This window comes from Bradyrhizobium sp. 172 (genome assembly GCF_023101065.1).
In the GTDB taxonomy this organism is placed as follows: Bacteria; Pseudomonadota; Alphaproteobacteria; order Rhizobiales; family Xanthobacteraceae; genus Bradyrhizobium; species Bradyrhizobium canariense_D.
In genome coordinates this window covers 7,328,244-7,346,163 of the sequence record NZ_CP064701.1, presented here as the reverse complement: position 1 = coordinate 7,346,163, position 17,920 = coordinate 7,328,244, and the positions used below count along the sequence as shown (strand labels likewise).

Here is a 17,920-nt window from a genome sequence, read left to right as displayed (position 1 = left end):
TGCGCGGTCGACGGCGCATACACGTGCTGCCTTGCCAAGGACCACCTGCAGAATCGAGCTGGTCGCCTCAAATCGATCCCACGGCCGCCCCACCCAGCAAAGGATTGGCTGCCGACTAACACTAGCAAAGAAAATCGATGACGGATTCGGCGCCCAGGTATGCAGTTCACTGGCGCAACCCAAGTACGAAGGGCGCTTTTCGGCAAGGACTCGCAAGTGATACGCGTTATCAATCAAAATCCAGAAAAGCCCGGAATTGCAGGCGGACCTTGCTTCGTATCGCGAAGGCTTTTGCCAGCATGTCGATTTTTGAAGTTCGCCAACGGCCTGATTCAGGTGGCGCGCTCCATTTCTATCGCCAATGTTTGCGTTGCGCACAATCAATCGGCTCTGCTCTGAATAAAACCCCGGAACTTGCCGATTGCCCACCATGGAAGGAAGATCACGCGGAGAAATTCAACGTGCCCGCGACGCGCAATATAGTGAGATCATCCAAAAGAATGTTCGCAAGCAAAGAGACGGCGATGAATGCTTTGAAAGAGAATACGACAACTACCTGCTTGCCCCGAATGGCGCGCTAGACGCGCCAAGGTACTAAATCGAGCCAAGGGCATTTGCGAGGGCTGTTTGGATCGCAAGGCGACGCAGGTCCATCACCTAACTTACAAGCACATCTTTCGCGAGTTCGTGTTCGAGCTGATCGCGGTTTGCGATGAGTGTCATTCCCGACTTCATTCGGACAAGACCAGCGATTGCTCGCCGGCAGAGATTGACGGTGCGGAATGGGAGGATCAACACCCGTGCGACGGATGCAGATTCGCGAGCGAGAACGAAAATCGGCCTTGGTGCTTCATCCTCGACACGTCCGCCGCAGATGCTCTTGCTTCGGGCGGCGATTGTGGACCAGAACGTCACAATTTTGAGCCGCTCAAATAAAAGCGCCGGGGTCGCCCCGTCCAAGTGGGCGACTGAAGCCTGCGAAGGCAGGTCAGTTAGTCGTCCGTGAAGAACCTGGATTTCAGCTCGGGACGAACTGAAGCCGTAGGAAGAGCTGGACGAGGATTTGGCGCAACAGGAGCTGCAGCCAGCGGAGGAGACGCTGGAAGTTGTAACCGGCGGCGGCGAGGACGGCATTGGTGGCGTCGCCTTGGGGATGCCAGAGATAGTTGCGGCCCATCCGGTGTTCGGATTTGAGATGGCCGATGACCGGCTCGACCGCGGAGCGCCTTCGCAGCTCGCGTTTGATCTTTGGCGTCACCCGCCGCTTCTGGCCTGAGGTGAACACCCTGAACCTGTAATCGGGCGGCGCATTGTGGCCGCTCCGGTGCGCTTTGCCCTTGCCGATGCATTCCACCTCCGGCGCGTGCAGCGAATAGACCTTCGGTCCCCGCTGGTGCTGCTTCTGGTCGAGCACCCGTCGCGCCAGCGCCAGCATACGCCCAAGGACAATCTCGCCGAGCAAGTCGGTGCGGATAACTTTTGACGCCGTTTTCCTCTGCCGCGGCGACATACTCCGCAAAGGCGTCGAACTGACATTTCGGTCCCGCACCATGCGCCGTGAGTATATCGAATAGAGGCCTCAGTGCCGGATCGCGAAAATTTCGACGTATTGATTCCGCTACCGCAGTATCGCGGACATCAAACCTAACTTGATATTGCCACTGCGAGGTCACGAGGCCCTACCGCTTCGCCATGCACTGGCTCATTCTATGCCAGTTCGCTCTGGTTACAAAACGAGACATCGCCAACTTCTGCCACCACAAAGCCCACCAGACTTTATGTGGCGAACTTTAGAATTCACCTGATTAGTATGTTCATGAGCAACTACGCGGCGGGCAACACGGTAAGTTCATCCTGCCCTACAGCCACGATCTTATCGACCGAGAACCCGTTGAATCTCGCCATTTGCGTATAGGCGCCCACATTCTGGAATTCAATCCAATCGCCTTCGTGCAAATCGCGTGGCAGTGAATACGAGAATCCAAGCCTGTCCGTGCCGTCGCAAGTTGGGCCGAAGATGATGAAGTCCTGCCACTCCTCAGTCTGGATCGGCCGTCCCCCACGCCAAGCACGGGCGGGGAGCAGAAAATATTGCCGGGCAGGTGAGAGCCCGCTGTAGATGCCCGCGCCGCAGTAGAGCGCCCCGTCTTTTCTTAAGATCACCCGGCAAAACAAAGAGATGCTATCATGAACCAGTGCTCGTCCGGGCTCACACAAGAGTTCAACACGCTTCAGTGCATCCGTTTCGCGCACAAGTTTCGTGATGTCGGAGAGCATGCTCAAGGGAGAGTTATAGGGGACGTTCAGATAATGGCCGGGAAAGCCGCCACCAATATCGAGCGCTGTGGGAGCCGGAGAAACAGCTTCAATAATGTCGACGGCCGCCCGAATGCCATGCAGGTACGGATCGACAACGATCGTTTGGGAACCTGGGTGAAAGGCCAAGCCCGTGGTCCAGCGCGATTGCGCGTTGACGAGACCCAGCAGACGGCTCGCTTCGGCGGGCGAGACACCAAACTTGCCGTTTAAGTCTAAGATGGCGCACGTCCCGCTACACTTGAACCGGACGTAGATTCGTATTTCCGGATCATGCGACGGCAGCACCTCAAGGAGCTTCCGCAGCTCGGCTTCGCAATCGATGACATAGTCGCGAACCCCCAGATCTCGGAACGTCCGTTCGATATCGCGACGAGATTTCACGGGATTCATGAACCATGAACAGGCCCGGGGAACAGTCGAATGGACAAGGCGGGCTTCGGCCAGCGACGCCACGTCGAATCCGGCCACTCCAGCGCGAGAGACCGCGTGAAGAATTTTGGGCAACGGATTCGCCTTCACCGCATACAGCACGCGTCCTGAGAAATGCTCGGTGAATTCGCGCGTGACGGATGCAAGACGCCCCTCATCGAACGTATAGAAGGCATCAACTTCCGCACTTTCCAATGATCTTACCAAGCTCATATTGCACCATTCCTCGCGCGCCAGAAGGGGAGTAGCCAGCGCCGTTGTTGCCGGCTGCGAGAGCAACGACCATGCCAGCGCTCCCCACGCGTTGAACCGCCTGATTACGCTTTGAAACAGCTCGCCATGCGCCACGGCGCGCGATGTCTTCTTTCGTACACGGCTGTGAAAAGCCAGACAAAGATCGAGGGGCCGCGCTGGGTCCCCGCAAACTTCAACGGGTTACCTCGCTCAGCGTCGATCCTCCGCAGCTTCTCGTCAACATCAACAGGCAAGCCTCCTCGTTTTCTCTAATTGCGCGCCACAGGACCTTTGGAGCGAATATCCTTGGCGCGGATCAACGCGACATTGCCGAACGCTTCAGTAATGGCCGATTCAAAGGCAAAGAGCGTTTCGACGGTTTCTCCTGGACGAGAGGTGCCAGTGGCGTGCCCTTGCTTGGCGAGGCATTGGCTGCACTCGAATGCGAAGTCGACGAGATCATCGAACGGTATTCGCACGGGATCGTCGTCGGACGCCTCGTCGACGTCGGACTGTCCCAGCGGCTGTCTGGCCTCGCATATTAAAACTCCGAGTATGTCGAGATCGGCTCTCGCCCGATTTCAACCTGATCGCTGCCGCAGGCTCTCCTGTTTGCTCCATGGCGGACCAGCAGGATTTAGATGGTGAAGCGCGCTGCGCACGCCTCGTGCGCCTGGGCTAGGGCCATACGCGTATTTTGGCCGCAACGCTCATTCTTGGATTATGGCTAGTCGTGCAAGTTGAAGCCCGCAAGCAGTTGTCGATCCAGAATCGCGATTTCGCGTTGAGTATTGCCGATGAACTCAAGGATGCCCGCCTTGCCTTTCGGACGCTCGTCCAATTTGTCCAGAGGCCGGCGAAGGCCAGAAGCGGGCGGTCCTCTTCGCGTGCGATAGCGCACAGCACGGTGCTGATGATCTCTTTCGCAGAACGCGTGATACGCACGCGACTTGGGTACGGCGGCACAGTGTCGCACCGCGGCAGCGACGCCAAGAGCGCTGGGTCCACTGGCAGGTACACTGGAACGCCTTCGATCAAAAATTGATGTACTTTCAGCTGGATAGGCGAGGGTTCGATTCCGCCCCTGTGCTCCGCATCGGTACTCTGCTCCTTGCGGCGACGGGCCGCTTGGAGTCCTCCCTTCACATCGGAGCGACAGGTTCCTGTGTTCCTTGTCAAAGCCTGATCCGAGGTCACGCCGCCTTCATGCCGGACGCCGGTGGGGCAGTCAGCAGGCTCCCCCCAACCCTTGCTCGCGGGATAGACATCCTGATGCCGGTTTCGACGTCGATAGAACATGTTACGACACGTCATCAGCGGTTTACTTACGTTCGTCTCCTCGGACCTCACCTGACGGAGTTTCCTCCGCCTTTTCTTCCAACGCTCACCACCAGGGCTCTTTACCCTCGCAGCTCGGACTGGTTTGAAGTCTTCCCCTGCAGGCCGACCTCGGAGGGCCCTCCTCCATCTCTGACAAAGCTTCGTCAGGCTTCATGCCGAAGCCTGACTTCCACAGCACACGATGTCCTCATTGCTTGAGCGACCGCCACAGCCGCTCGATGAAGACGTTGTCCATCCAACGACCGCGGCCATCCATGGAGATCTTGATCCCTGCGCCCGCCAACGCGCCGGGTGAAGGCGCACTGGTGAACTGACTGCCCTGGTCGGAGATCGAGAAGCTGCACGCCAAGATCGGACAACTGACAGTCGAGCGCGATTTTTTAGCACGGAGGTCCGGAAGATGAGCACGCCGGACCGTCGAGGAATGCTCGATCGCGCCGACCCAGGCGCTGTCGATCCGCCGGCAATGCATGTTGCTTGGCATCGCGCGCTCTGGGGTCTACCGGCCGCCACGGCCGGCCAACGACAACGGCCTTGCCCTGATGCAGCGGATCGACGAGCTGTTCACCGCCTGGCCGTTCCTGGGCTCGCGGCGAATGACCACCATGCTGAAGGCTGAGGGGCTTCAGGTCAATCGCAAGACGCGTGCAGCGCCTGATGCGCAAGATGGGCATCGCGGCGCTGGGACCGGGTTTCGGATGCCGGCCCCATGACGGTATTGCCGCGCATACGGGGCCGGCGTCCGAAAGCCAAGCCGAACACGACGAAGCCGGCGCCAGGACCGGCCAAACCAGGTGTGGGCGGCCGACATCACGTATTTGCCCATCGGCCGTGGCTTTCTCTATCTCGTCGCCGTCATCGACTGGGCGAGCCGTGCGGTTCTGGCGTGGCGGTTGTCGAACACGATGGACGTCTCGTTCTGCGTGGCGGCTCTGGAAGAGGCGCTGGCGACGTACGGCACGCCGGAGATTTTCAACACGATCGTCATGTTGCGCAGCAGATAGGGATAGATCTTGTGGCCTCGCGTTCGCGCACGTCCTCGCTCTCCCGCCGGACACCCGCGTCAAAAGCTCGGGCCGCCTGGTCCAGCAGTTGCTTCTTCCAGGCATAGATCTGGTTCGCGTGAACCTCATGGCGCTGGCCAGATCGGCCACCGTCGCCTGCTCCCGCACGGCTTCCAGCGCGATCTTTGCCTTCAACGCCGCGTCGATCTTCCGTCGTGTCTTTTCGTCCTCATGCCCTCCGTCTATCAAACGGAGCGGCCCTTTTCCAACTAAGCCTCTGGTCCTAAAATCGGGGTCCATTTCAATCATGGTTGCGGGAACACGTTCCAACGGCACCAGAGGTGATCTCTTCACTGACGGTCCGTGTCGTTGTGATGAGCCGTGTCCGGTTGAAGACGTGCATGTAGGACGTCCGACAGTAAGGCTGGCGCGTAGCCCGCCGCCTCAGTGCGAAGCACGAGGTTTTTGCCATTCTTTAAGCAACACTCGCACCACCCCTTTTGCGGCACACTGATTGCTAGGGACGCGGGGCAGAGCCGTTGGTTGCTGCGGATTTTGGAGGGCGGCAGCGACGCCCGCCAAGTCCGGATGTAATGTAGGTTTTGCGATGAGCCGGATGAGGCGGTCCGAGAGTCGACCTTCTGCCCCGCGCGGTCTCGAAAGACCGCGCTGGTCGGCTGCCTTCATTTCACTGGTTAGTACATGTGCTCTTTACTTATGCTGGAGTCGCCGGAATTCCGAGAAGCCCTAGCATTACAGTTGCCTTTTTTGCGCGCTTCTGAATCCATGGGCAACCATGATTCGAATGTCGTGGACGCGGGCCGCGTCGGTTGAGGAGACGCTTGCGTTGTGGGCGGCGTCGCTTCGAGAGGTCAAGCAGCGGATACGTCCGTTGTTCACGCAAGAGCGTGTGGCGACGAATGCAGGCCTGTTCCTGGAAGGTCTGCTCGGAGATGAGCAGCGCAAGACCGGTTGGATGCGCGCGGAGGCGGCTGGCGATCCCGGCCCATGGCGGCAGCAGGCGATCCTGGGTCGCGGGGATTGGGACGCTGATGCCCTGCGCGATATCGTCCGGGACTATGTCATCGAGCACTTGGCGGATGACGATGCGGTGCTGGTGATCGACGAGACCGGCTTTCTCAAGCAGGGTAACGCCTCGTGCGGAGTGGCGCGGCAATACACTGGTTCGGCAGGGAAGATCACGAACTGCCAGATCGGCGTCTTCGCTACCTACGTTTCGCGTCATGGTCATGCGTTCATCGATCGCGCGTTGTATCTTCCGAAGGAATGGACCGACGATCCAGATCGTCTGGAAGCCGCATACGTGCCCGATGTCTGCTTTGCGACCAAACCAAAGCTTGCGACGAGAATGATCGCACGTGCGATAGCCGCGTCTGTACCATTCAAGTGGGTTGCCGGTGACACGGTCTACGGTGTTGGCGACATCGAACAGCAACTACGTCGGGCAGGCAAAGGCTACGTGCTCGGGGTCAGCAGCGCTCATGTGTTTCGATCCTGGGGCAAGCGACCGCCGGTCGCCGGTACGGCCGCGGACCTCGCCCGGACGCGGCGCCCGTCCGACTGGAAGCGCCTGTCGGCGGGAGCCGGAACCAAAGGACCGCGGCTGCACGACTGGTGTTATCTCGAACTGGCCGACCTCGAGGCCGAGCAGTTCAACAGCGCAAATGATGGTTTATGGACGCGCGGTCTGCTGATCCGTCGCCATATCGCCGATGGCGATCTCGCCTTCTTCACCACCTGGTGCCCAGCGGGAACATCAATTGAAACGCTGGTCGCGGTCGAAGGCCATCGATGGGCGATCGAGGACAGCTTTGAAACCGCGAAAAACGAGTTCGGGCTCGATCATAACGAGAGCAGGTCCTGGCATGGCTGGCATCGCCACGTGTCCCTGGTGATGCTCGCCTTCGCCATGCTGGCGGCGATCCGCCATCGCGCTAATCCGCCACCGCCCAAAAAACGAAACCTCGCCCCCCGGCAAAAGCCAAAGCATAACCACACCGCCACTGATCCGTTGGTCAATCCAGGAAATCCGCCGCATTGCCATCAGACTTGCTCGAAAGCGTATTCAACCCGCACGCATCATCGCATGGTCTTTCTGGCGCAGAGCTCATCAGGCTGCCGCTCAACGCGCTCACGTCAAATCAAAAAGACAACTGTAATGCTAGATGATAGCCGTCTCGCGTGAGGACTTTGTTGAGCGCGTCCACTATCCGTAGTTGCCCGTCCCCCGTTCGCGACAGTGGATGAACCGTCTCCTCGATCATCGCAGCGAAACGCGCCCGCGAGCAGTCGAACGCCCCGATTTCTCCGAACAAATGCTCGACCGACCAATCGCCGGGATTCCGGTCCATGTGTCTCTCGATTTGATCGCGGAGGGTGCGGCCGCGCGGCTCGAACATTTCGAACGGCGTTGTCGCGGTTCTGGCCGCAAAGGGACGCGCAGACGCGCTGGAGCAGGCGCGAGTGACGGCGACGGAGTCGCAAGGCGCTCAGCAATACAAGATCTTCTCGACGCGGGGCGGCTACCAGCCGGGCAACGTCACCATGTTCAGCAGCAACTGAAGGCGCAGAAGATAGATCGCTCGGATTTCCGGCGCGCAATCGCGATGGTTGCCCTGTTGGCCGTGTTCATGGTCACGCTGTCCTACATCCATCGGCGCCCGGCGCCGCGGCCGGTATCCGAGGTGCCCGCCATCTCCGCACCCGATGATCTCTCGGCCGAGCTGCGCCGCTGCCGCGCGCTTGGACCGGAGGATGCCGAAGATCCGCACTGCAGAGCGGTCTGGGAGGAGACCGATCACGGCTTCCAGTTTACTGCGACACCAGCCCATGCGCTCCGATCGGCCGCGAGCCACTCATGATGCTTGACGACGAGCGCAGCGATGGCGCCGCAAAGCAAGTCTTCGATGTGATGCAACGGATCGCCGTCATGGGCAAGCCGCGGCGAGAGGCCTTCAAGGCCCTGGACAAACTCCCAGAACTGCGGGAGCTGGACCTGCGAGAAACGCTCGCCTGAATTGAGCAGTTGCCGCATCTGGAAAGGAAAGTTGGCAATCGTCTGGTCCGTGGCGATGCGCTGAAGATCTTCGTGATTCTTCTGCCTCACCTCGTCCGACCACTCGAAGCTGACAGCCACGCGCTTTCCGTCGCGCATCTCGAAGGTGTAGTTGTCGGGGTTGAGACGTTCGCTCTTCGGCGGTTCCTCGCCGTCGAGATCGGCAACCCATCCCGGTCGCAACTGTGCGAGGAAGGGCCGCTCGGCTTCATCGGCGACCAGCGTTTCAACGATGCCGCCGCCGATGTAGAGCAGCATGTTTCGACGGTGGGGCATCTGATGCCAAGCGCGGCCAAGCTCGATCATCGCACGTGGCTGGTGTATCCAAAGCCCCATGGGACCGGAACTGTCCGAATTTCGTAGCGTAGAGGCTTGGCGGTCCCAATCCAAAAGCACCCAGTTCTGAAGAAGCGGCTTCAAGACGCCGGCGAAACAGGGCGGGACAGTATTTGCCAACATCGAAAGGAGGCCGGCGAATGCCAGCGACTCGCTCTCCTTCAGGATGCGGCTAATCCACGTGTCGACAGATTCGCCGCGATCGATCTTCTTGTGGAGTCAATGTTCCAGCGCCATGAGTACGCTATGAATCGTCGAACCAGACAGAACCGGCCAATCATGATGCCACCGGAAGACGTTCAAATCGCCGCACCAGAGGCGAGTTTCGCTTCCGATGCGCACCGTGAGGCCGTGGCCTTCAGAAAACCGCCGGGTCACAAAATTGAGCAGCGAGCATGTCGCAGATCGCGATGGCCGAGACCAGGCCGTCTTCATAGCCGCGGCCGAACGGCTTGTTGAAGAAGAAGTGGCCGGATTTCTCGAACCCAGCGAGCGCGCCCATCTCGTTGGTGCGGCGCTTCAAGCCGCATTCTGCGTCGAGACGCAGGATGCTCTCGCTCGCCACGGCAAGCCGGACATCTTCAACACCGACCAGGGCTCGCAGTTCACCGGCGCGGCGTTCACCGGCGTGCTCGCCAGTCACGGCATCGCCATCAGCATGGACGGCCAGGGCTCCTGGCGCGACAACGTGTACGTCAAGCGGCTGTGGCGCAGCGTCAAATATGAGGAGGTCTATCTGCGCGCCTGCGACACCGTGTCCGACGCCCGCGCCTCGATCGGCCGATACCTCGACTTTTACAATGGCCGGCGTCCTCACTCGAGCCTTGACGGCGGCACCCCGGATCAAGCTTACTTCAATCCGCTGCCGTTCCGCGCGGCAGCTTAATTTTGGCGGAAGCTTCACTTTATCGACGCCGAATTGCTGTTCAGACAACCGGGACCACCTCATATATCCATGCCTTACCACTCGCTCGTCTCCCCCGAGCTTTCGATTGTTCAGATCCTTCGGGAGGCCGATAAAGTGATCCTACTGGCTCGGCCGAAGTCAGCGGTCTCAAGCTGTCCCTGTTGCGGCTGTCAGACCGACCGCGTGCACAGCCATTACGTGCGCCGCTTAGCTGATCTGCCGTGGCAGGATCGGATTGTTGAGATCCGTCTTCGCGCACGACGCTTTCGATGCGCTAACTCGAAATGCCCACGACAGATTTTCACGGAGCGGTTGCCGCAAATTGCGCGATCGAAAGCGAGACGAACCTCCCGTCTCTGCGACAGGCAATTGGCGATCGGATTCGCGATCGGCGGAAAGCCGGGTGCACGACTATCTCGCAAGCTTGGTATGCCTGCCAGCGGCGACACACTGCTACGGATGATCCGCGCGGTCGAGTTCAAGCCGCCAGAGCCGCTGCGTGTGATCGGCATTGACGACTGGGCCTGGCGCAAGGGGCAACGCTACGGAACCATCATCTGCGACCTTGAACGCAATCGCGTCATCGATCTTTTGCCGGACCGAAACGCCAATACGGTCGCGCATTGGCTAAAACGCCATCCAGGCATCGAAGTGATTGCCCGCGATCGTGCCGGCGTTTATTCCAAGGGTGCCCGTCGTGGCGCTCCCGATGCAATGCAGGTGGCAGACCGTTTTCATCTTCTTCAAAGCCTAAGCGATGCGCTGCATTTGGCAGTTAGCCGTCATCGCAACGCCCTCGGTGCCGCTGCAAAGGCCGTGGCTGCGGAGGTAGTCCGTGAAGATAACGCTAAGCCCGAATCGCGGCCCAAAGAGGCTTCCACAAAACTTGATCAGCTGCGCCGCAAGCGACGGAGCGAGCGCCGCTCACATTATGCCGAAATCCTCGACCTACGCGCCAATGGCCTGGCGCCGCGCAGGATCGCGCTGCGGATCGGTATGAGTGTGAGGACGGTCGAGCGCTGGCTTGCCGCGGGTGGTGAGCCTGAGCACCGGAGGCCGCGCGCGCACTCAGTCATCGTTGGTTTCCAAGATTATCTAGAAAAGCGCTGGGACGAAGGTGAACGCCGCGGGTCGCAACTATGGGCCGAAATCAAGCTCATGGGCTTTGAAGGCAGCAAGGCGACAATCTACCGATGGACTGCCGTGCGAAAGCAAGGTTTATCGAATGCTCCGTCAAATGTGCAGTGGCGATTGCCTTCGCGCCGTAATTGTGCACGGCTCCTAATGGGAGAGCCTACATTGCTCGATGAGCAAACGGAGCTGTTCCTTCACCATCTCCTGGAGGTTGCGCCGGAACTTTCGGACGCCGCCAGGCTCGCGCGACGATTCGCGGGAGTTATACGGGGACAAGATGATGCGAGTCTCCAGCAATGGATCGAGGATGCTTCGAACAGCGAACTGGCTGCCCTGGCACGAGGTATCGCCAGGGACATTGCAGCTGTTCGGGGAGCGATCAAGCAACCCTGGAGTACCAGCCCCGTGGAAGGACATATCAACCGGCTGAAGACGATGAAGCGCCAGATGTACGGTCGTTCGGGATTTGCACTGCTCAGAAATAGGGTGCTGGCAACCGACTGACAACGCACAGTCGCCTAGGACGACACGTGAAGAGGAGAGCTGCACCAAATATGCGGAAGATCCCAAGGCGCGCGCGCGACGATCCGAAAGGGGGTCGTGAGAATCCTACGCGCTCGCTCAATTGGCGTCTGCGCCCAGAAATGATCGCGTGCGGATGTGCGGTCGGCTAGAATGGTCTTTGTAGGTCGGGGGACTCGCTATGGATGCTATTTGGACGAGATGACGGGACTGTTGCGGCGCGGCAATCAGGATGGAAGCCGAGCGTCAATCAGGGGATGACACGCTGGTGATCCTGGAAGATCTCAACGGCCCGATAGGTGAGCCGGACGTCCACCCGACGGCCGATCAGCCGGTGCGGCACCGAGTAAAAGGTCTTGTCGACTTCGACATGATAATCCGGGTGGACCTTCGCCATTTTCCATTCGGCGTATTCGAACGGCTCGCCCGGCAGCGGCCTCAACGCAGCGCGCTGGATCTCCTCGAACAGCTGCCGGCGGGATTTGCCGGTATGGCGCATCGGCCGATGGTTCAGCTCCTCCAGCAAATCGGCGATCGCAGTATTGAGATCGGTCAGGTTGAAGAACCGCCGATGGCGCAGCCGTGCCAGAATCCAGCGCTCAACAATCAGCACCGCGCCTTCAACCTTGCCCTTGTCCCGCGGCTTGCGGCTGCGGGTCGGCAAAATCGTCGTGTCGTAGTGCTCGGCCATGGCGGCAAAGGTTTGGTTGAGCGTCGGCTCGAACCACAACACCTTGACGACCCCGGCCTTCACATTGTCGCAGACGATCGCCTTGGGAACTCCGCCGAAATACGACAAGGCTCGGGTCTGGCCTTCGATCCAATCTGGTAGTCGCTGACCGAAGCTTCCCATAGCGAAGGTCAGCGACGAGGCCCCGAGCACCGCGACAAATATCTGCGCCTGACGGATCTCGCCGCTTTGCGGATCGATCACCTCCACCGTCGGACCGGCATAGTCGGTCTGCATCACCGCACCCGCCGCGTGGCGATGACGGAAGGTGGGGTTTGGTCATACGATCGCAATCGAGCTAGAAGAGACCAGCGTCAAAGGCTTCCGTTGTTGCAATTGGATCAAATAGTCCTCCGTTAAGAATCTGGTTTGAGCGCGGGTGTGCGAGGGAGCAGCTGCATCAAAGCGTTCAGGATTAGGTGCAGCAAAAGCTTCAGCCAGGCGAGGAAGATTGTGGCCGACGGCGGTCAGGACGACATTTGCCGGATCGCCGTCGCGGCCCTTGAGATGGCAGCGGCCGAGGTGTCCGTCGGTCTTCATATGACCGATCACGGGCTCGATGGCGGAGCGGCGCCTGAGTTCGCGTTTGATCACCCCGAAGACGCCACGCTTCTGGCCCGAGATGAAGACGCGGCGCGGGTTACTGTTTCGAGACCGCGGTAGCTCTTGTCGACATAGGCGCGCTCGATTCCGCAGCCAGTGAGCGTCTCGGTGCTGTTGATGACCTCGCCGAACGTGTGCCCGTCATATGGGTTACCCGGCAGCGCCTTGGCGTGCAGCACGAACTGGCCGCCCGGGGCGCGGGCATTGGTGGTGACGATCGAAGCCTTGACGCCGAACTCATACGGCGCTGAGGCCTTGCCCTTACCGATGCATTCGACCTCGGGTGCGTGGAAGGAGTAAAGCTTGTATCCGCGCTGCCGCTGCTCCTGGGAGCGGATCTGGCCTGCGCGCGAAAGCGGTTGCTCGAACGCAGCTTCGAGTTCTGGCTGGCCGGCGATCTTGCGGCGGATGTCTCGGATCAGGCGGCCGAGCCGCGACCGCAGCAGGCGCAATTGCCGACGATGGCGCTTGAACTGTTTGGCATGGGCATAACGACCGCCATCATCGCCGCCTGCTTGGCGATGCGCCGATAGGATTGCCGCAGCTCAAGGCCATGCGCGGGCCAGCCGGTTGAGCCCCTGATCGCCGCATGGACCAGCTTGGCATCGGTCGGGAACGTGATGGCCTTGGGCTGCACGGTAGTGTCCACCGTCACCCGCTCGAGATCGCGCGTCCGCAACGCGCCGGCTTGGTGCGCCACCCTGAGACTCTCGCCAGTAAGAGCTCAAGCTTACTTCCGAGCCGCTTGCGCCTATGACGTATCCGCCCGGTGAGGGCCGCCTTGCCGAATGAGGCGTATTGTTGAGAACTGTCCTTATGGACAGTGATAGGCGCAGTGCCCAAGTCGAACGGCTTGAGGTGGTAGACACGGGCCGGCGACGGCGCTGGTCCGAGGATGAGAAGCTCAAGATCGTCCTGGAGAGCTTACAGGGGCCGCGCCAGGTCGCTGCAACCGCGCGGCGGTACGGCGTTTCGCCCTCATTGCTGCTGCGATGGCGACGGTCGTTTCGGCCTGAGCCGAAGGATGCCGCCGATCCACCTGGCTTCGTACCGGCGGTAGTGGTCGCGGAGGCAGGACCGACGTCCTGTCCAGTCGCGCCGGCCAACGACGGCGGGTCGATCGAGATCGAGTTTGCGGCCGGGGCTCGGATGCGGATCACGGGCGCGGTCGACGCGGCGACGCTGAAGGCCGCCGTGGCGGCGCTGGCAGATGGACGCCTACGGTGATCCCGATTGCGTCGGGCGTGCGGGTGTGGATTGCGACCGGCCACACCGATATGCGCCGCGGCATGAACTCGCTGGGCTTGCTGGTGCAGGAAGCCTTCAAGCGAGACCCGCACGGCGGCGACCTCTATGTGTTCCGTGGCAGGAGCGGCAAGCTGATCAAGATCCTTTGGCACGATGGACTGGGCATGTCGCTCTACGCCAAGCGGCTGGAGCGTGGCCGCTTTCTGTGGCCGTCGTCGGCTGATGGAGTGGTGACAATCACCCCTGCCCAGCTTGGCTACTTGCTGGAGGGCATCGACTGGCGGATGCCGCAACAGACCTGGCGACCGCAGGCGGCTGGCTGATCGCTGGGATTTGAATGGGTGACAGGATCCGCGGTTCGGACAGAGATCGCGTCTTGTGATTCTCTGGTCGGCGATGGGCCCCGATGATTCTCTTCCCGACGATGTGACCACGCTGCAGACGATGCTGCGCGCCGAGCGAGCGGCCCGGTTGGCCGCGGAAGCGGAAGCCCAGGCGGGAACATTGCTGATCGAGAAGCTCAAGCTCACGATCAAGAAGCTCCGGCACGAGCAGTTCGGACAGTCCTCCGAGCGAGGCGCATTGCTGGACCAGCTCGAGCTACAGCTGGCCGACCTGGAGGAGAACGCGGCTCAAGCTGAGACCGCGGCGCAGATAGCAGCCGAGAAGATTGCGGCGCCATCGTTCGAGCGCCGCAAGCCAGCCCGCCGGCCGCTGCCGGAGCATTTGCCGCGGGAGCGCATTGTCTATCCCGTGCCGGCTTCCTGCCCATGCTGCGGCGACAGCCGATTGCGCAAGATTGGCGAGGCCGTAACCGAGACGCTGGAGCTCGTTCCGCGCCAGTGGAAGGTGATCCAGCACGTGCGCGAGAAGCTCGTCTGCCGGGCCTGCGAAGCGATCACTCAACCGCCGGCCCCCTCGCATCCGATTGCGCGCGGGCGTGCAGGGTCCAAGCTGCTTGCCCATGTCCTGTTCGCCAAGTACGGCCTGCACCTGCCGCTTCATCGTCAGAGCGATGTCTATCAGCGTGAAGGCATCGACCTCGACGTATCGACGCTCGCGGACTGGGTAGGTGCCTCCGCGGCAACCCTGATGCCTCTGGTCGATGCGATCGGGAGCCACGTCTTCGCGGCGGAGCGCATCCACGCGGATGACACCACGGTGGCGGTCCTGGCCAAGGGCAAGACCAGGACCGGCCGGCTCTGGACCTATCTATGGACGGTCCCCGCTTTGCAAGGCCATTCGCTTTGTTTTGGCTAACGATCGTTTGCAGCTATCTATCCGGCTTTATGGCATGCCACGAGCCTTGATGAGATCCGCGGATCGGCGCCCAATTACGTTGCGCATTGCCTCATTCAAAATGTTACTGGAAAACTTCTCGCCGATGATTGGGTCGGTGCCACCGAATTGGTTCGGTGGCCACTATGGCGGGAAAGATCAGCATGGGCGCGCGGCGCGAAGTGGTGTCAGCAGTGACGGAGCAATACCGGTCGGCCAAGCGGGCGGAAAAGGGACGGATCCTCGACGCGCTGTGCGCGACGACGGGCTGGCATCGTAAGCATGCGATGCGCGCACTCCGGCGGCGCACGACGGTTGGGCCCAGCAAGGTCGAGAAACCGCAAGAGCGTAAACGTAGATATGGTACGACGATCAAGGACGCGATGACGGCGCTGTGGGAGGCGCGGATCGGGTGTGCGGCAAGCGGCTCAAGGTGATGGTTCCGACCTTGCTGCCGGCGCTCGAGCAACATGGCCGATTGCGGCTTGGCCAGGCGGACCGTGATCGTGTTCTGGCCATCAGCGCCGCCACCATTGATCGCCTGCTCGTCGATGTGAAGATTGCGGCGAGCGGCGGCAGGCGGCGCCGTGCCGGATTCTATTCGGCAATCCGGCGCGAGGTCCCGATCCGCACGTTCAATGACTGGAACAGCCCGGTGCCTGGCTTCTGCGAGGTCGACATGGTCGCGCATGGCGGCACGTCGGTGGCCGGCTCGTTCATCCAGACCCTGACGATGGTCGATATCGCCACTGGCTGGACGGAGTGCCTGCCGTTGCTGACGCGGGAGGGTTCGCTGGTCGTCGAAGCGATCAACCGCGCACAGAGCCTGTTCCCCTGGTTGTTGCGCGGCGTTGACTTCGACAACGACAGCGCCTTCATGAACGATGTCGTCGTGCCATGGTATCGCGAACAGAAGCTCGAAGTGACGCGCTCGCGCGCGTACAAGAAGAACGATCAAGCATTCGTCGAGCAGAAGAATGGTGCCGTCGTCCGCCGCCTCATGGGCTATGGCCGCTTCGATGGCGTCGAGACGGCGCGCGTGATGGGCCGCCTCTATGCGGCGGCGCGGCTCTACGTCAACTTCTTCCAGCCCTCGTTCAAGCTGAAGGAGAAGCGCCGCGAAGGGGCTAAAGTGATCAAGCGCTATCATCCCCCATCGACGCCCTACGAGCGTGCATTAGCGCATCCCAAGGTGACCGCCGCCGTGAAGAAACGGCTGCGCGATCAGTATCGCTCGCTCGATCCGGTCGCGCTGTTGGCCGAGATTCGCGCAACCCAGAACGAACTCGGCAATCGCGTCGATCGTCGTGCCGGACAGGCGCGTGGCCTGCAATCCGCTCACGCGAGCAACGCGCCGGTGACCGCGGCGACGTTCGCGAAGACGCTCGGCAAGAGGGTGACCGCCGGCGAGCCGCGTGCCACGCACCGGCGGACTCGTCGGCCCTATAAAACCAGGGTTCGCATGCCGTCCAAGCTCGACCCGCATATTGCTGCTATCGAGGGCTGGCTCGCGGAGCAGCCGCAACTGACGGCGCTCACAATCGTCGGTCGGCTGAGCGAGACTCACCCCGAGGAGTTCGGGGCGAGACAGCATTCGATCGTGCAGCGCCTGCTAAGGGCGCTTAGACAAAAGACGGCCGAGCAGTTGGTCGCGGAGCGGCCGCTTGCGGATGCCTCGACCGCCGCTCCATCGCCCGGGGTTGTGGACGGCTCGGGCTATGTAGGGCCCGACCCGCCCACAGCCCCTTTCGTCGAGCAAGCCGGGAAAGCTACCTGGCGCGGCCGATCAGTCGACCTCGTATCCGTGCCATCAGGGTAACATTTGCTGATGCGGCAATACGGGGGTCCCAGTCCAATGCCGATTGACATCAAGAGTCGCGTACCGCTCAGACGCTTCCGGTACGATGCCAAAAACGACATCTTGAAGTGCCCGCGAGGGCGTATCTTGCGCCCCGCGCGGCTCATCAAGCACGGCCGTTTCTTTTACTCGAAGGCGAAGGATTGCGCCCGGTGTCCGCTCAAGGGCGATTGCCTATCCAAAGGGCGAGTTAACAAAGCGGTCGTTGTCGGTGACCATTATCCGGCACTGCTGCGTGCCCGCCGCCGTCACGAGCGATGGAGTAAGCAGGATCGACATCTCTATCAACGGCATCGCTGGCGCTCAGAGGGCTTCCACGGCGAAGCCAAAACTTGGCATGGACTGGCGCGCGCCATACGGCGCGGTCTACCGAATATGAAGATCCAGGCCTACCTCACGGCCGCCGGCATCAACCTCAAGCGGCTGGCAACTGCTCTCCTTGCGCTTATTCTGCGTTGGATTGTCCCTCATAGTGCGTTTGCGGCTTCAGATCGCGCTGTAGAGCGAGCTTTGACGCGAGGGCCATGATAGGGCCGATCTCTGCATCGCGCGAGATCTATTGGCACCTTCTTCAACGACCCCCGCGTCCACTTCATGCGCAATGCGCTGGCCCATGCCGAGAAAAGCGGACGGCGTGTCGTTTCCGCCTTCATCGCCACTGCGTTTGCCCAGGGCGATGCCGAGACCGCACGAGCGCAATGGCGGAAGGTCGCCGATCAGCTCCGCCCCAAGCTACCCAAGCTCGCCGGCTTCCTCGACGAGGCCGAGACCGATGTGCTGGCCTACATGACGTTCCCGCCGCACATCGCGCCAAGCTGCACTCGACGGATGAGATAGACAAGCGATTTTTAATGATCGCCCCGATGACGATTGCGGGCATCGCGTCCATTCTTTTGTTCGG

Annotated in this window: 15 protein-coding genes and 10 pseudogenes; 17 read left to right on the top strand and 8 right to left on the bottom strand. The window is 60.9% G+C overall.

Annotation, left to right across the window (positions count from 1 at the left end):
• Window positions 1-137 precede the first annotated feature (137 nt).
• Together IVB07_RS34850 and IVB07_RS34845 are read left to right on the top strand one after the other, a co-directional pair.
• A complete protein-coding gene (locus IVB07_RS34850) occupies window positions 138-581 on the top strand; it encodes a hypothetical protein (RefSeq protein WP_247293533.1) in 444 nt (147 codons plus the stop codon).
• A gap of 46 nt (window positions 582-627) precedes the next feature.
• A complete protein-coding gene (locus IVB07_RS34845; protein WP_018457199.1) occupies window positions 628-936 on the top strand; it encodes a hypothetical protein in 309 nt (102 codons plus the stop codon).
• Between the two features lie 82 nt (window positions 937-1,018).
• Here the strand turns inward: IVB07_RS34845 and IVB07_RS34840 are convergent.
• Window positions 1,019-1,423 (bottom strand): annotated as a pseudogene (locus IVB07_RS34840) (IS5/IS1182 family transposase); the annotation flags it as partial.
• A gap of 401 nt (window positions 1,424-1,824) precedes the next feature.
• On the bottom strand, window positions 1,825-3,096 hold the full coding sequence (locus tag IVB07_RS34835) for an alanine racemase (RefSeq protein ID WP_018457197.1): 1,272 nt from the start codon (window positions 3,094-3,096) through the stop codon (window positions 1,825-1,827).
• 8 nt (window positions 3,097-3,104) lie between these two features.
• On the opposite strand from IVB07_RS34835, the gene IVB07_RS34830 reads away from it, so the two are divergent.
• Window positions 3,105-3,527, top strand: coding sequence for a flavin reductase family protein (locus IVB07_RS34830; protein ID WP_083926464.1), 423 nt, complete (start codon window positions 3,105-3,107; stop codon window positions 3,525-3,527).
• A 989-nt stretch (window positions 3,528-4,516) separates the two neighbouring features.
• Here the strand turns inward: IVB07_RS34830 and IVB07_RS34825 are convergent.
• Window positions 4,517-4,660, bottom strand: a pseudogene (locus tag IVB07_RS34825) (IS3 family transposase); the annotation flags it as partial.
• 133 nt (window positions 4,661-4,793) lie between these two features.
• On the opposite strand from IVB07_RS34825, the gene IVB07_RS34820 reads away from it, so the two are divergent.
• The 3 genes and pseudogenes from IVB07_RS34820 to IVB07_RS34810 all read left to right on the top strand — a co-directional run.
• The gene (locus IVB07_RS34820; RefSeq protein ID WP_247338499.1) at window positions 4,794-5,036 is read left to right on the top strand and encodes an IS3 family transposase; all 243 of its coding nucleotides are present in this window, start codon (window positions 4,794-4,796) and stop codon (window positions 5,034-5,036) included.
• 81 nt (window positions 5,037-5,117) lie between these two features.
• Window positions 5,118-5,327 (top strand): DDE-type integrase/transposase/recombinase, encoded by a 210-nt coding sequence (locus tag IVB07_RS34815; protein ID WP_247401223.1) that lies wholly within the window; start codon window positions 5,118-5,120, stop codon window positions 5,325-5,327.
• A 796-nt stretch (window positions 5,328-6,123) separates the two neighbouring features.
• Window positions 6,124-7,287: pseudogene (locus tag IVB07_RS34810) on the top strand (IS701 family transposase); the annotation flags it as partial.
• A 202-nt stretch (window positions 7,288-7,489) separates the two neighbouring features.
• Here IVB07_RS34810 and IVB07_RS34805 read toward each other — a convergent pair.
• Complete coding sequence (locus tag IVB07_RS34805) at window positions 7,490-7,699, bottom strand: hypothetical protein (RefSeq protein WP_018459526.1); 210 nt, start codon at window positions 7,697-7,699, stop codon at window positions 7,490-7,492.
• Window positions 7,700-7,745: 46 nt separating this feature from the next.
• Between IVB07_RS34805 and IVB07_RS40845 the strand changes: the two are divergent.
• Together IVB07_RS40845 and trbK-alt are read left to right on the top strand one after the other, a co-directional pair.
• Window positions 7,746-7,910 (top strand): annotated as a pseudogene (locus IVB07_RS40845) (conjugal transfer protein TrbJ); the annotation flags it as partial.
• Window positions 7,911-7,954: 44 nt separating this feature from the next.
• Window positions 7,955-8,209, top strand: coding sequence for a putative entry exclusion protein TrbK-alt (trbK-alt, locus tag IVB07_RS34800; protein ID WP_083926562.1), 255 nt, complete (start codon window positions 7,955-7,957; stop codon window positions 8,207-8,209).
• On the opposite strand, the gene IVB07_RS34795 is transcribed toward trbK-alt, so the two are convergent.
• The gene (locus IVB07_RS34795) at window positions 8,146-8,823 is read right to left on the bottom strand and encodes a hypothetical protein (RefSeq protein WP_247440375.1); all 678 of its coding nucleotides are present in this window, start codon (window positions 8,821-8,823) and stop codon (window positions 8,146-8,148) included. The genes trbK-alt and IVB07_RS34795 overlap by 64 nt on opposite strands.
• Before the next feature lie 274 nt (window positions 8,824-9,097).
• Window positions 9,098-9,241 carry a hypothetical protein gene (locus tag IVB07_RS34790; protein ID WP_018459529.1) on the bottom strand — a complete coding sequence of 48 codons (144 nt, stop codon included), beginning with the start codon at window positions 9,239-9,241 and terminating at the stop codon, window positions 9,098-9,100.
• A 15-nt stretch (window positions 9,242-9,256) separates the two neighbouring features.
• Here IVB07_RS34790 and IVB07_RS34785 point away from each other — a divergent pair.
• Both IVB07_RS34785 and IVB07_RS34780 read left to right on the top strand, forming a co-directional pair.
• Window positions 9,257-9,625 (top strand): annotated as a pseudogene (locus IVB07_RS34785) (integrase core domain-containing protein); the annotation flags it as partial.
• A 69-nt stretch (window positions 9,626-9,694) separates the two neighbouring features.
• Entirely contained in the window at window positions 9,695-11,284 is a 1,590-nt protein-coding gene (locus IVB07_RS34780; RefSeq protein WP_026233831.1) for an ISL3 family transposase, read from the top strand.
• A 277-nt stretch (window positions 11,285-11,561) separates the two neighbouring features.
• Here IVB07_RS34780 and istA read toward each other — a convergent pair.
• A pseudogene (istA, locus tag IVB07_RS34775) lies at window positions 11,562-12,299 on the bottom strand (IS21 family transposase); the annotation flags it as partial.
• 89 nt (window positions 12,300-12,388) lie between these two features.
• Window positions 12,389-13,385: pseudogene (locus tag IVB07_RS34770) on the bottom strand (IS5 family transposase); the annotation flags it as partial.
• Window positions 13,386-13,493: 108 nt separating this feature from the next.
• Between IVB07_RS34770 and IVB07_RS34765 the strand changes: the two are divergent.
• The 7 genes and pseudogenes from IVB07_RS34765 to IVB07_RS34735 all read left to right on the top strand — a co-directional run.
• The gene (locus tag IVB07_RS34765; protein ID WP_245288547.1) at window positions 13,494-13,862 is read left to right on the top strand and encodes a transposase; all 369 of its coding nucleotides are present in this window, start codon (window positions 13,494-13,496) and stop codon (window positions 13,860-13,862) included.
• On the top strand, window positions 13,859-14,206 hold the full coding sequence (gene tnpB / locus IVB07_RS34760; RefSeq protein ID WP_008545089.1) for an IS66 family insertion sequence element accessory protein TnpB: 348 nt from the start codon (window positions 13,859-13,861) through the stop codon (window positions 14,204-14,206). Before IVB07_RS34765 ends, tnpB begins: the two co-directional genes overlap by 4 nt.
• Window positions 14,207-14,279: 73 nt before the next feature.
• Window positions 14,280-15,098 (top strand): annotated as a pseudogene (locus tag IVB07_RS34755) (IS66 family transposase); the annotation flags it as partial.
• A gap of 209 nt (window positions 15,099-15,307) precedes the next feature.
• A complete protein-coding gene (locus IVB07_RS34750) occupies window positions 15,308-15,598 on the top strand; it encodes a hypothetical protein (RefSeq protein WP_088930824.1) in 291 nt (96 codons plus the stop codon).
• Window positions 15,595-16,980: a transposase gene (locus IVB07_RS34745; protein WP_247767405.1), complete on the top strand. Its 1,386-nt coding sequence runs from the start codon at window positions 15,595-15,597 to the stop codon at window positions 16,978-16,980. Before IVB07_RS34750 ends, IVB07_RS34745 begins: the two co-directional genes overlap by 4 nt.
• Window positions 16,981-17,028: 48 nt before the next feature.
• Window positions 17,029-17,481 (top strand): annotated as a pseudogene (locus IVB07_RS34740) (transposase); the annotation flags it as partial.
• Window positions 17,482-17,601: 120 nt separating this feature from the next.
• Window positions 17,602-17,861 (top strand): annotated as a pseudogene (locus tag IVB07_RS34735) (transposase); the annotation flags it as partial.
• Window positions 17,862-17,920: the final 59 nt, after the last annotated feature.